At 62.6% G+C, this 13,502-nt stretch carries 8 protein-coding genes; 4 read left to right on the plus strand and 4 right to left on the minus strand.

What is annotated here, in order from left to right:
* Nucleotides 1–2,380 precede the first annotated feature (2,380 nt).
* A complete protein-coding gene (locus AAGA68_22510; protein MEM9387843.1) occupies nt 2,381–2,938 on the plus strand; it encodes a hypothetical protein in 558 nt (185 codons plus the stop codon).
* On the opposite strand, the gene AAGA68_22515 is transcribed toward AAGA68_22510, so the two are convergent.
* Nucleotides 2,928–4,892, minus strand: a complete 1,965-nt coding sequence (locus AAGA68_22515) for a hypothetical protein (protein ID MEM9387844.1) — start codon at nt 4,890–4,892, stop codon at nt 2,928–2,930. The two genes, AAGA68_22510 and AAGA68_22515, sit on opposite strands and share 11 nt — an antisense overlap.
* Nucleotides 4,893–5,391: 499 nt before the next feature.
* Entirely contained in the window at nt 5,392–6,357 is a 966-nt protein-coding gene (locus AAGA68_22520; GenBank protein MEM9387845.1) for an FRG domain-containing protein, read from the minus strand.
* Between the two features lie 790 nt (nt 6,358–7,147).
* Here AAGA68_22520 and AAGA68_22525 point away from each other — a divergent pair.
* Nucleotides 7,148–8,113, plus strand: coding sequence for a hypothetical protein (locus AAGA68_22525; protein ID MEM9387846.1), 966 nt, complete (start codon nt 7,148–7,150; stop codon nt 8,111–8,113).
* A 515-nt stretch (nt 8,114–8,628) separates the two neighbouring features.
* Nucleotides 8,629–9,999 (plus strand): hypothetical protein, encoded by a 1,371-nt coding sequence (locus AAGA68_22530; protein ID MEM9387847.1) that lies wholly within the window; start codon nt 8,629–8,631, stop codon nt 9,997–9,999.
* A gap of 178 nt (nt 10,000–10,177) precedes the next feature.
* Here AAGA68_22530 and AAGA68_22535 read toward each other — a convergent pair whose 3' ends face one another.
* Nucleotides 10,178–10,360 (minus strand): hypothetical protein, encoded by a 183-nt coding sequence (locus AAGA68_22535; GenBank protein MEM9387848.1) that lies wholly within the window; start codon nt 10,358–10,360, stop codon nt 10,178–10,180.
* A 228-nt stretch (nt 10,361–10,588) separates the two neighbouring features.
* Between AAGA68_22535 and AAGA68_22540 the strand changes: the two genes are divergently transcribed.
* The gene (locus AAGA68_22540; protein MEM9387849.1) at nt 10,589–10,933 is read left to right on the plus strand and encodes a nuclear transport factor 2 family protein; all 345 of its coding nucleotides are present in this window, start codon (nt 10,589–10,591) and stop codon (nt 10,931–10,933) included.
* A 165-nt stretch (nt 10,934–11,098) separates the two neighbouring features.
* Here AAGA68_22540 and AAGA68_22545 read toward each other — a convergent pair whose 3' ends face one another.
* On the minus strand, nt 11,099–13,210 hold the full coding sequence (locus AAGA68_22545; protein ID MEM9387850.1) for a beta-propeller fold lactonase family protein: 2,112 nt from the start codon (nt 13,208–13,210) through the stop codon (nt 11,099–11,101).
* Nucleotides 13,211–13,502: the final 292 nt, after the last annotated feature.

The following is a 13,502-nucleotide window of genomic DNA, read 5'->3' on the forward strand; positions in this document are numbered from 1 at the left end:
CAATTCGGCGATCCGCTCGCTTGATCCGTGTCCATGGTCTTTACTCTTGCGCTCGGGGTGGATCCGCAAAAGGTTGATCTTGCCCGTCGCGCCTCCTAGCCGTCCTGCGCTTGGGTGAAGAGCGACTGGCAACAACCGGACCGCGCCACCGTCGCGGAAGCGGGCCATCTGGGTCTCGTCGCTCCAAGGCATGCTCTGCTGTGCGTAGCTCTGCAGTACCTTCCGCCACGAGCTGTCGTTCACCATATGTTCGTCAACAAGTGGTGCAACCACGTTTTTGCCTGCTCAAGCTGAATCCCGTGCGGGCAACTCTGCGAGCGCAAGTGGGCGGACCTAGGGTCGACGCGATAGTAAACCGGTACGCCAAGCCCCTCGGCTAGGATGTCTTTGGTGGGTGCGCGCAGCCAACGCCAAAGCTCAGAAGCAAGCTGCTCAGCTTCCTCGCAGCGCTCGTGCCAAAAGAGGTAGAGGCAGATTGGTGCTGGGCTCCCAAGCCCAGCCGATGATGAGGCGTTTTTCATTCTGCCTCTCGCGCCAAGCGGCTCAATTCCGGTGGCACCGTGCCGCGATGAGCTATGGTGTGGGTAAACATCCCTAGTTCCCGGAACTCCATCGAGAATCCGAACCGGCCGAGAGTGTGCTGCACGGAGGCTCTTGTCGCAGCATGCCTGGGTTGCACGATATGAATGACGCCGCTGTCTTTGAGCGTCCGGGAGGCTTCAGCCAGAGCAGGCTTCGCATCCCACCCCATCAGAGAGAGCGAAAACACAGCCGCATCCAGTGTACTGTCGGGGATAGGCGTAGCAGACATGTCACACGCTGTGATTTGGTCGCTCAGGGAGTGAAAGTCAAAGCCCCTAACGTCGTGCATGGGCAATCGCTTGCCGAGCTCACCCTCGCCTGCTCCGAAGTCTCCGATAGTCCGGTGTTCAGCGGACCTGTAGAACGATGTAATCGAGTCAAGCGGTGAGTCAGACCAAGCTCTGCGCAGTTTGCGGTAGCTGTCGTGGTATCGCTCCCACGTTGCTTCTTCGGTGCGCATCCGCGCGCCCCATCGGTGGTCCCACTGACAAGGATCGTGGACTTGGTCAGCGAAACCAGAGGCCGAGCCTCCGCCAATCGGGATGCCCATTGATGCGTTGAGCTTACCTGGTGTCAGCCGGAGGAGGATCTGCTTAACGCTTCGGATCAAACTCGCGCCTGTGGAGTCATCGAGGACTGAGGTGCGCATTTGGTTGAGCTGCGGCCAGCACGCTTCAAGCTCGCCGAGAGCACGGTGCGCCACCGGCACAACGGGAAACTGAGGGTCAACGCCGCGTCGTGCTAGTGCCCAGTCGAGTTCCTTGCGAACCCATAACGATGGGGAGCGTGGCGACAAGAGGACAACGAAGGAACCTGTAGTCGCTAGGCCCGAGCGAATCGCTTGCTCCCAGTCTGTGTCCTCGCTTAAATCAAGATCAAACCAAACACGGCACCCATGGTCGCGCAGGACTCCCACGAGCGTGGTCGCCAGGTCCTGATCCTGGCGGTGGTAGCAAACAAACGCGTCACTGACCAACGCGCCTGTATTGCAATAGCCTCGGGTAGGTTCAACGATGACGCCGGCCTTTAAATGCTGCGATTCGTCACGCACTCATACCGCAGACGACCTTAAGAGTCTAGCAACGAGCCGTACGTTGTTTGCATCGTTTGACCAGATACCCTTTCGACGAGCCCGCAGCCCGCCCACGCCCTCGGCCCAGACGGTTCAGCTCTCATGAGCGACGGGAGGTGGATATGGATCAAGCATGCGAAACGGAACCCAGACGAACGCGGCGTTGAAAGCGCGTGTCGACGCCCGGCTAGTGGGTCGCTTGGCAAATAAGGTAACGCTCAGTCTGCGTAGGGGCAGCGTCAGCAAGGCGCGTCGCGCAGCCAACGGCATCGCCATTGGCAAGCGACCGCCTTGCCCTGGCGCCTATGCTACTCGCTGAGCGTCACCTTATTTACCAAGCGGCCCACTAGCGTCGCGTGCCTCAAGGGACGCGGCGTGCTGCGGAGAGGGCCTTGAGTTCCCCTATCCTGCGGCGAGATCTGCAGATCGAGAACCTTAGGTGATTGTTCATCACCAAGGATGCCGCGGATCTGAAAGACCGCCTGATCCGCGATCAGCCACCATCGATCTAGTCCAGCTCATCGAAGCCCGAGCTCGCTGTCGAGGACGCCGCGATCGCCGTCTGTCCGCTCGACTTCGAGGAGCAGAGATGGCGGTGATCCCGGTCGATCAGGTGTTCCAAGGAGGTGACACGCGTCGCTAGGTCACGGGCTGCGGCGAACGGCTCGACGCCCGTTTGGCGGTGCGTATTCGTAGCAGCGTTCTGCGAGACCCGAGTTATCGGACGTGCTAGTGTGGGACTATCAGACGCTCGCCAGCGAGGGTCTCAGGGATGGGAATGCAACGCAGCATCTGGATCGCCGCCCTTTTCTAGTCGCGCCCATCGCTCAGGCTCAGACGCCTACTGTGCTGACGGCCCCCTGCGAGGACCTCCCGGAACTGACCTGTGCGATCGGTATTCGAGATCTCGATATCCTCGGCGCTACCTTTGATATCGACTTCACTCAGGAAGGCTACACCACCGCCCACGCCGATGTGGAGTCTCTCGACTGCGAGGAGTCAGGTTTACAAGTCAATTCTGGGGATAGGCGAATAATAATGATCGCCGATGTGCCTGGCGAGTTCATCGAGCAGCTGAGATGGTCGATCAGGGGGGGCTGGCGGAAGGCGCACAGTTCCTGTGCCAGAACGCCACCCGAGGGACGGCGGTGGCGACGCGTGTCCGCGGCCGAGGATGGGTTTGCGTGGAGTGGGGCCTGGTCGTGCCTCGCGGCGAGCGGCGCTCGCCTCGAGGCAACGAGCGACCTGCAAGGCCGCCCGTTACTCCCTGCCCTTAGAACGTAGTGGTGGTCACGTTGGATGTCTCACAACCGCGCAGGTCCACCGCCTGGAACAACAGCGTGCGGCCAGCTGCCGGTGCCGGAATGGCACGGGTGATGGTGACACTGGCGTCGTTGTCGCCGTCCGTGCCAAAGCCGATCAATCGTGCGTTGGCCAAGTCGACCGACGTTGCGCAATTGCCAACGCTGATCGGCGTCGAACCGGCGGCACCACCGAAGTAGAGCAGCACCGCGCCGCCGGCGGTCCCGTTCACGGTGGTGAAATCATTGTCCACGCCGGCCTGGCCCGGGTCCGTCGCCAGCAGCGTGAAGTCTGTCGGCTCCTCACCCGTGCAGCTGGCAAAGCGGAACGAGCACCAGCGCGTGTTCCACTCGAAGCTACCGGTGCTTGCCACGTACTCCTGATGGCTCCAGAAGGTGCATCCGTCGGCGGGGTCAAGACTGGTCGTAGAGTAGTCACCCCAGCGGCCGATACCGCCCGTTTGGACACCCGCCCCCTCGACGCAGGAAACCTCCTGCTGGAGCGTGCCGGCGGGATCGCTGGTCTCGCGTCCAGTCACGTAGACGCTGGGGAAGCTGTCACCGCTAGCGCGCGTGTAGCCGATACCCAGATTGCCGACGGTGTCCAGCGTTGCCGAGCTCATCCAGCGCTCCAACCCGTCGTTGGGTCCGAGGGTGCCTGTGTCGATGATGCTGATCGCATCGTAGTCGTCGACGTCGAGGATCGCCCAGCGTACGCCGGCACGCTCGCCGCCCAGATCCACCGTGTGTGCCAGCACCAGGCGGTGGTCACCACCGATGTTGCTGTGCACGGCGCGATAGGCCGTGAAGAAGGACAGGGTGTCCAAGGCATCGCCACCGCCAGGCGTGGCGACATCGGCCACGTCGTTATCGAACGTGGGCACTGCGACCGATCCAACGCGACGGAAGCTGCCGGCACCGTTCGGGAAGTCTTCGCAGAATTCCCAGAAGCGGTACTCAGTCGGCTCCACCGCCACACTGAACAGGGGGCAGGCGCCACCGGGCGCCCGGCTCAGGTTCTCCGTGTGGCCCGGCATGATGCCGTCTGGGTTACCGAAGCTCAGATTTGAGACGCGCACGAAGTTGACTATCGGCGCACCGGCTCGAATTGCGTCGCGGTCGATCAGGTAGGCCGAGATTTCGAAGCCGATACCGAAGTTGCGTTCGGTCAGCGTATACGCGCTCTGCGTGCCGTCTTCGCTGGCCCATACGGACAGCTTTGGGTAGTCGTTGAAGGTACCAGGGGGCACTACCTGGAATTCGTAGCGGGTCAGGTTACCAAGCGCATCCTCGCCGTCCGTGATGGCGATGCACTCGACGCCGAAGTTCGGCGCCCAGCCCTTGTAGATCCAGCGCCCTTCGTCGTAGAGGACGATGTAATCGCCAGCGCCGGCCGTGCCGCCGTCAACCTCACAGGGACCGCCGAAGCCCTGGAACAGGGCATTGCCGGGCACCAGGGTTTGCGATGTGCCGTCCTTCGCTAGTACCTGGAACAACAGGTTGTTGTACGACACTACCTGGTTCAGTCCAACGTCGCCGTTGGTGTCTGGCGGCTGTACACGAAAGCCATTCAGGCTCTGATTATCGTCACTGCTAGGTCCCTCGAAGCTCGCGCCGAGCGTTGGGGAAAGGGGCGAGATCTCATCGCTGGCGAGGGGGTCCGCACGATCGGCGTCTTGGGCGACGTCGGATGCTTCCTCAGCGGCAGCGAAGCGGTTTTGGATGATGATATCGCTGGCTTCGCTCGCGGTGCCGGTGCGTGCCTGGCGCAGGGCCAGATACTGCGCCGCGAGCTCGCGCACATCTGCGCTGGGTTGATCGGTGCGTGTGGATTGACCGTAGCTGAGCGAAGGCTCCGCCGAGTCCTGGGCGTGCGCGCTCCAACTCGCGACGATCAGCGCCGCGGTTAACAAGGTACGCAGTGCGGGATGGGGCATGAACTGTCTCCGGTGGGAATTTTAAGGAGCGCCATCGGACGGCCGTCTGACAGCGAGCTGAGAGTGTACCCATGAGGTTATGTGGCTAGAAACCCTGTCGCGTCGAAGCCGCAATTCGATGCCACGTCATCCATAGCTTGACTGGTGCTACGTCGCTCTTACGCTAGACGGAAGGCTTGCGAATACCCCATTCGCTTGCAACAGCGCCTGATTTGAAATCAGTGCTCATTATCTATCACCTAGTATATTTAATCGGTATAAATCACCAGTCAGTGAGCAGGGAGCCGGCGTCGCTGGCGCGCCGAAGTCCAGCCATATTTGCCACGTCGGTGGGGGCGGGGTTACAGCTACTGGGTGGGCGGTGGAGACAAGCGACCTATGCGCCAATAGGAGCACTTGGCCACGGGTACACCTCACGGGATCGCGATCTACCTTTGAGCAGCGGGAACTTGAGCGGGCGCTCCTGCGGAGCCGCGGGAGAAGCCTTCGCCCGTTAGTCTCAGCGCAATGCTACGCGGCCGGGGAGTGGCCTGCGGGTCCAGTCGTGCAACTGGTTCAGCCAGGCAGCCTCGAACTCATCGCCGGGCTCAATCCACCGGCTTTCCCCCGCCGGCCCCCCGGTGGGAATGCCGACGACCAGGCCGTTAGGGACCCGGACCTCATTTGAGGTGAGTTCGGCGATAGCGTCATCGACCGACACAGCGTAGGGGCCTCCCCCACGTTTCTCCGCGTCACGCGGGGACAGGAAGAGCACCCCTTGGCCCCGACCCTGATCGTCGTACGTCACCTTGGCTGGCGTGGGGTCGAACAATGGGACACGCGGGCAGATCCACTCGACGACGCGTGCCGGTAGTGGGCCCGCGTAGCAGAACTTAATCGCCCTCAAAATGGCAAGAGGCCAAGTCGCGTGGCGATCATCGTCCGCCTCTAGCAGATCGGGTTGCACGTAGTCCGCGGCATCGGCATCGCCAACCTCGTAGCGCACGGTGTGTCGGCTCACGTGGGGGCACGCTTGAAGGTCGTAGTACGCAGACTCGCTTCGTCGTCCGATCACCCACGCCCGCTGACGTGCCGCTCTCGCGTGACCGAGCCCATCTAGCGCTGCCGCCATCAGCGGCGTTTCCTTACCTGCCTTCCCATACACCTTCCTTTCGATCGCTTCGAGGTCGATTCGATACACGACTCGCGGGTTGGGTGAGGCACCCGCAGCTGCAAAGTGCATCGCCACGCACGGGTCGCTGGTGACATCTATAAAGTAGGTTGGAAACCCGTAGTGCTGCGGCCACCCGATCGCGCGCAAGGGATCCGTAACGTAAACGTTGATCGCCACGGTTGCGAGCTCTGTGAGCAACGTCATCACGTGGGATTCATTCGCAGTGAAGATCTTCCCCTCCTGCATGCGGCCCCAGCTGGAAACGGTCGAGGGAAACACGGCTGGCTCGCCACGAAAGAGATACTTGGGCACTTCCGTCGTTCCGGTTGCCCCGAGCTCGAAGCGCGTCAACGGTCTGTGGGTCTGCGAATTCTCCCAATGGTGGCGGAAAGTGCGTTCAGCGTCGCGAAGCAGTCGGGCTTGCAGCTCGGCGAATGAGCGAATGCGGATTGTCCGCCGATACGGCCACAGGCGTGTTCGCAGACCCCACACGTGTCGGAGCCGTTTCGCGCCATCGTGTAGCACCGAACGCTCAGCTCTGAGTCGCACCATCGATTACTCGTTGGGTTGGTCTTGGTACCGGCTTGTGTCTTCCACCTGAGTCCCTGATGGCCAGCGGCGCACTGGTGGCAAGTGGCGGTGGAGTCGGCGGCGAAATCGCAGGCGCCTTGTGCCGATTTTGGGTTACCGTACGCCTGTCCTGTCAATAGCCCAGAGGCCGTATCCCGGAAATCGCGGTGGACCGATCATGACCACAAGCGAGCTCCCCGAGACCGACAGTCTCCCCGAGGAATACGAGCGCCGAAGCACTCGACGGTAGTCACTCGATTTCACCCCGGCGCTTTGCGCAACGCAAAGCGCCCGATGGCGAACTGCCGCTCTTGAGTCTCGGTCTATCTGAGCGACGGCCAGGTAAGGAAATCGGACGTGGGCCAAGTGGTTGCGCTGGGCGGTGCCGACCCTGAGAGCCGCCTGACGGCGCTGAGCCCCGTCGTGAGCGTCCGTCCGGGCCGGCGCGAGCGGCCATCGATCTGGCGACACGCACACTTTCCTAGCCGAACGACTATTATCGTGAGGAAACGCAGCTGTCAGGGAGGTCGCTATGATTGGTCGCAAGTGGGTTCTTATCGCGCTCGTGTCGAGCGCCGCAACGGCCCTAGCCGTGGATCTTCCTTCTGTGGACCGAGGGTGGTACTCCGCGGAAGGTGAGCACACCGTCGACAACGAGAATTACATCGTCGGTAAGAACGGCGCCATGTTGTTCCACAACTTCTTCGTGTTCGACCCGACAGGCATCCCGCGGCCGATCACCGGGGCGCGCCTGCGCCTGTACGTTCCGGACCTGGGAGGTCTGGTTACTGACGAGGGGGTCGAGACCTTCGAGGTCTTTACCGTGGACACGCCCGTCGAGGTGCTGGTCGACGGCACCGGCGGTGAGAGTGCGTACGCGGACCTCGCTAGCGGGATCTCGCTGGGGCAGACAGTCGCCTCGCGCCGCGACGTCGACAGGACACTCACGGTGCCCTTAAACGACGAAGCTGTGCAGCTGCTGAGCGAAGCGGACGGACTCGTCGCGCTTGGCGGGGCACTGCCGACCTTCGACGACAACGAGGTCTTCCGAGAGGCGCTCTTCGGGGCGTCTGACGAGACGCCGGGTTTCGCCCGACTGGTGCTGGACACCGCGGATGCTCCGATCGGCGCCACCGCGGTCGGGCTCAACGACGTTACCGCCCGCTGCGACAACCTTACGGACCCGCAAACGGTCGTGGTGGTGGGCGCCGGAGAGCCTGTCTCCGCCCTCGACTGCGAGGCCGCGGGTCTCTCTGCAGCCCCTGGCGACCGCGTCCGGCTGGTCATCGCTGCCGGCGCGGCGCAGGCATCGGCAGAACTGTTGGAGGGCACCCTGTCCGGCCTCGACATCTCCGAACCTGCCCGTTGTGTCAACCTCACTCGGCCCAGTGTCGTGGGCTGGCCCGTGGTCGACGGAATCTGGGACTGCCGGCGCGCGCGCTTCGACGTGCGCCCTGGTGAGGCCATACGCGTCCTGATCACCGGCACTGCGCGATAGGGAACGACGCGACCGTTGCGTGTCGTGCCCGTGGCGATAGCCCCAACCGAGATGTAAAGAAGGCCCTCGCGCTCCCCTGGGCCCACGACAGGGGAGCGGGACGGGCCGCGGGCGGTCGCCCCATGCACAGCGACGTCCGGGAAAGGCTGTTTGGCGCCGCCAAGGCGCCAGGCCGCAGTTCGGTCCATCGTCCTGGCTGCTGAGGTGGCGACATGCCGCGGATCGGATGTCCACGGAGAACCCAGCAGCGCCCACCGATACGCCATCGCCGATCGCCCCCTTTACGATCCGGCTACGGGATCCATGTATCAGGCTCACGTCTGCGCCTTCCCACTTCGGGTCGAGCGGACGAACCTCACAACGCTACCGGTGCTATGCCGCTGCTCAACGGGGCTCGTGCGAATGGAATCCACTTGCCGGCACTCTACAGTCAACGGTGCTCGTAGGGACACGGATAGACCATAGGCTAGCCGACTCATCCGGTCGATCGGCTCACGACTGAAGGGAGTACACGGGTGATGGGTTTGTTTGGCAGTAGTGTCGCGGAGTGGATGCTTCTCGCGTTGTTAGCATTCTTCGTCCTCTTTGTCGCGCTAATGGTGCGCGGCGGGCGCGTTAGGGCGTGGATAACAAGAGCGGCCGAGGTGACGATCGGAAAGAGGTGGAATCGCGCCCCGCGCGTTAAGCAAGGCCAAGGCAATCCCGCCTCGGCCGTCCGGGCTCCACTGGCGGTGGGCGTGATTGCTTGTCTTAGCGTTGCGAATCTCAGCGTTTGGCTCTGGTTCTGGATCGACCCTAGCTCCCACTGCCGCACGTTTGAGAGCTGCGCGCCAGCAGTCCTGACGACGATTCGTGTGTCGATATTGATTGGACTCGCCTGCTTTCTGATTGCCTTGGTGAGTCATTTGACGCCCGCGCACAACCGCAAGCGCAAGTACGAATTCCTTTGGATTGCCGCGGCATGCTTGGCGTATTTCATTTCCTATAGGAATGGTGCCGGAGGCTCGGGCGCACTTCTGGCCCTCGGTGCCCTGGTGATCGCACCGCTCCTTCATTTTCGACCAAACCACAGTCGGCAAAACAAGTGGGCAATCGCCATAGTGGGCGTTTTGGGTATGGGGATCGCGTGGCTCGAGGCCACCTCGACCGTGGGGTTGGTCGTCGCGCGAATCGCGATGGACCCGTTGGTCGTATTGGGCGTGCTCCTTTGGGCTTCACCGCACCTTGGCGTTCAGAAAGCCGAGTTCTCCGACACCGGCCTGCTACACCGCCTAAGGCTCGCGCGAAGACTGACTCTTCCCGTTCTATTGCTGGCAGGTGCCTACCCGCTCAACATCATCTACCTTTGGTTCAGATACGAGGTGGTGAACGAAGGTCTGTCCAGCCCTATTCTCTACCTTCGTTCGTTCTCCTATGCTGGAGGGCCTACCGCATTCGGCCGTATTGTGGCGAAAGAAGTTCATCGCTATGGTGTTTTGAGCGCGATCGTTCACCGCACGCAGCCAGGTAGCGCTCTGCTGCGTTTTACGAGTGTAGCGAATCAAGCGATGACCGAAGTGGCGCCAGATGATGATTGGCAGCCCTGGGTGATAGACCGGTTCGACTCGGCATCGGCGGTTGTCTTCGACGTCACCGAGTTAACCGATGGTGTGGCCTGGGAGCTTGAAACCGCACTTGCGCGCCCGGTCGCCGCAAGGACGGTGGTCCTGATCGCCGAAGGCGCGAAGGTGAGCCTCCCGCCTAAGGTAGCGCATATCTCCTACCGTCTCGAGAGTGCTCAATCAGTGTCGCGGGCGAGGCGTAGGCTAAAGGAGTGGCTGCTGGGAACGCTGGTGACGAATCGCTCGGATGTGAGCACTACTGTCGCCGCGTCGCAGACCGCGTAGTGGGGCGCTTGGTAAATGAGGTAGCGCTCAGTCTGCGTAGGGGCAGCGTCAGCAAGGCGCGTCGCGCAGCCAATGGCATCGCATTGGCAAGCGATGCAACGCCGCGATGGCGCCCGTGCTACTCGCTGAGCGTCACCTAATTTACCAAGCGGCCCACTAGGCTCAGGCTGTGATCGCTTCAGTAGTTGGCAGGAGGTTGGCCGCTGAAGCCTTGCGCCGCTACGGCGTCACCGCCCTGCCACTCCCGCGTGTAGCGCGAACCCGCCACTCGGGCGCCCCGATCATCCGCCACCGAGTCCTCGACAGCCGATGCCGTCCCCGGCAGCTTCATCGACTTCGAGATCAGCGGGATGCGGTTCACTCGCGCAGCGAATTGGGGGGGCTGCCATCTGGCGAACGTTGCCGCTACGGTGTGAGAAGTCGATTCACCTTTTTCATCGCATCCACATCGATCTCGATAGACTAGTGGCATGTCCCAGCACTTTCGAAACTGCTGGGACAGGCCACTAGACTAGTACCCGGGCGCCATCGACTGGTGCGCGCACCGGACCGAGGCGAGTGGCAGGTTTTCACAACACGAGGACAACCCATGGACACCAGAGCTCTGGTTCAGGCAGTGGTTGATGGTATTTTGCGGGGCGACATTCTAGGCACCTTCGACGAGTACTACGCGGATGACGTCGTCATGAGTGAGAACGGTGCTGACGAGCGTGTCGGCAAGGCCGTCAATAGGGAATATGAAGAGTACTTTGTCAACAACTACGAGTTTAATGAAGTCACGCTTGGCGCGGTGATCGTCGATGGCGACAAGGCTGCGATTGAATGGACCTTTGATATGGCGCCTAAGGGGGGTGAGCGCGTTGTGCAGAAACAAGTTGCCGTGCAAACCTGGAAAGACGGTAAGATCATTCGCGAGGACTTCTACCACGCCTGAACGATGCTCGTGCATTTGGGCGATCGATCAGCCAGATAGTCGCCCACGATACGGACGCTCGAAGGCGCACGCTTGGCGCGGTGCCGGGCAATTCAGCTCGCCAAGGGAATCCGCGCGTCCATCGAGCGGGCAGTTCCATCCGTTCGCTTTCACTAGAGTAGCCCGCTATAGCGTCTTCAGGTACTCCACAAGCTGGTCGAGCTGCTGGCCCGTGAGGCCACCGACCAGGTCGGGATACACATCCAGCATCGCGTCGCGCAGGGTCAGGCTGCTGCCATTGTGCATGTAGGGCGCCGTGGCCCAGACGCCGCGCAGGCTGGGCACGTTGGCGGGTGCCAGCCCGGTACCGATGCCCTCTTCGATCGTGAGCGGATTGGGCGCCACCGGAATGAACAGGGGCGCTTCATGGCACTGCTGGCAGCCGATCGCCTCGAAGATGTCCTTGCCTGCCAGGGCGTCGTCGGTGAGTGATCCGTCGGCGTTGACGAAGACGCTCGTGGGCGGCTGGAATACCTCCAGCCAAATCTCGAACAACGCCTGGGCGTTCTCGACGATCGCCGGATCGCCGGTGCTGTTGTGGCGAATGATGGCGTTGCCGTTGACCACGCTGAGATCCGCCTGCCCGCCCGTGGCGCCGTAGGGGGCCGTTTGCGTGATGCCCCAAAACGTCGGTACCTGACGGGAGCGTGGCAGGTTGTCCGATACGCCGTCGATGTGACAGCTCTGGCAGGTCACCAGGTTGGTGTTCTGGGCGTCTCCGCCCATCAGCCCAACGCTCGAGAACAGATAAAGCCCGTCCTCGATATCAGAGGTCTCGGCCGTGAAAGGCACCCGTGGCTGGCCGCTCCAGGCCAACGCGATCTCCTCGCCGAGCGCGTAGGGCGGCCCCCCGGTGAGCGATATGGGCCGGATTGTCTCGCGGAAGAAGTCGAGCACGTACAGGCGCTCGGCGCTGCCGTCGGCAGCAAAAACAAACTCCACGTCTTCGGGGGTCGCGTTCGGCTGCCCGGGCGCCAGATCGACCATATCGAGCACCGTCCCGGCCAGATCGGCGATCACCGTGACGCCGTTGCCGGTGGCAGCGACCACCTGCAGCTGGCCGTCGACAGCCATCGCCTTGTAATCCGTCGCCACGTTTTCGAGCTGTACGCCGAGCACGTCCAAGGTCTGCGAATCTACCCGCAGCACCTGGTTGGCGCCCTCGACGCCAGGCGCCCGCGACAGCACGAAGGTGGCCACCCGCACGTCGCCGTCCTCCGCCAGCGTGAGTTCGAAGGGCACGCCCTCGATGCCCGTGCGCGCGAGCGATTGCTGCGCGGGTGGCAGTGCCGGATCGAGCAGCTCCAGCTCGCCGAGCACACGATGGCCCACCAGCAGCTTGCCGTCCGGCAGCACCAGCAACGCATTCGGGAGCTGTCCACGGGCGCGCACGTTCGCGAGGCGCGTGTAGCGTCCGGGCCCGTCCACGCGGAATACCAGCACTGCGTTAGCCACATCGTTGGTCACGTACACCCGCGAGTTCGGTGCTGAGAAGTCAAAGCCCACGCGACGCGACCCGCGCGGCACGGGCACCTCCGCCACCACGGATCCTGAGGCCACTTCGATCACCGTCATGAAGTCCGCCGTGGCACTAGTGACGTAGGCGTACTCGTCGTCCGGGCTCACGGCCACATCCACGGCCCGGTAGGGAACGGCTCGCGCGCCGGTGGTGATGGGCAGCTCCGCCAGCACGGCGTTGGCATTTGCGTCAACCACCGTCACCGTGCCATCCACCTCATGGACTACGTAGGCGCGGCTACCATCCGAAGTAAGGGCCAGAGCGCGGGAGGCCCGTTGACCGATCGGCAGCGCATCCTCTCGGCGCAGGGCCACCGAATTGCTAAAGCTGCGCGTGGCCGCGAGTTCCAGCACTTGCACGTAGAGACGGTCTCCAGCGCTGAGATCTTCGGGGGCAGGGAAGACTGCCTGCGCAGCACCTGCCCCGTCGAGCAAACCACTGCCCAGGATACGAAAGGTGCCGGGCGCAAGGTAGAGCGACCCGAGCTGGCCAGCGCTGATGGCCGCCGGTGTGGACGACGCGAGCACCACGTAGCGCGCGCCGGCCCCGCCGCCGCTCAGGGTGAGTTCGAGGTCAGCCTCCGCCAGCAGGAACGGCTGCGGTGCAGCGAGAGTGATGGCGGCCGCGGCGACCGGAGACTGCAGCGCTAAGGCGAGCCCGGCTAGCGAGCCGACCGCCAGCGAGAGACCGGTGCAGCGGTGCACGAACGCTACCTTCATGAGTCTGCCCCCACAGAAACTTCATTAGGGTGAGGAGGATAGTCCGTCGCGATGGACACTGACCAGCCGCGCCCGGAACCGCGAAACACGTGCCTTCGTTGCCTGTTTGGATGGCGAGCCGGGGCGAAAAGTTGCCGCGAAGTCATCAACGAACTTCTAACTCAGGACACTAGCCTGGATTATTCATGAGCCAAAAGAGAAGAAGGCCCTCGATGTGTTAGAAAGGTGTTACGACACAGCACTTTCGGACACAAAGAAGGCCTTCCAATGGACGACGTTACCACAGCGCAGG

The organism is Pseudomonadota bacterium (assembly GCA_039193195.1).
Taxonomy (GTDB): Bacteria; Pseudomonadota; Gammaproteobacteria; order Steroidobacterales; family JBCBZW01; genus JBCBZW01.

Bases quoted from the DNA above. Each gene is read 5' to 3' on its own strand.
- AAGA68_22515 (MEM9387844.1), bottom strand. From the start codon at position 4,892: ATGCCCCATCCCGCACTGCGTACCTTGTTAACCGCGGCGCTGATCGTC.
- AAGA68_22525 (MEM9387846.1), top strand. From the start codon at position 7,148: ATGATTGGTCGCAAGTGGGTTCTTATCGCGCTCGTGTCGAGCGCCGCA.
- AAGA68_22540 (MEM9387849.1), top strand. From the start codon at position 10,589: ATGGACACCAGAGCTCTGGTTCAGGCAGTGGTTGATGGTATTTTGCGG.
- AAGA68_22545 (MEM9387850.1), bottom strand. From the start codon at position 13,210: ATGAAGGTAGCGTTCGTGCACCGCTGCACCGGTCTCTCGCTGGCGGTC.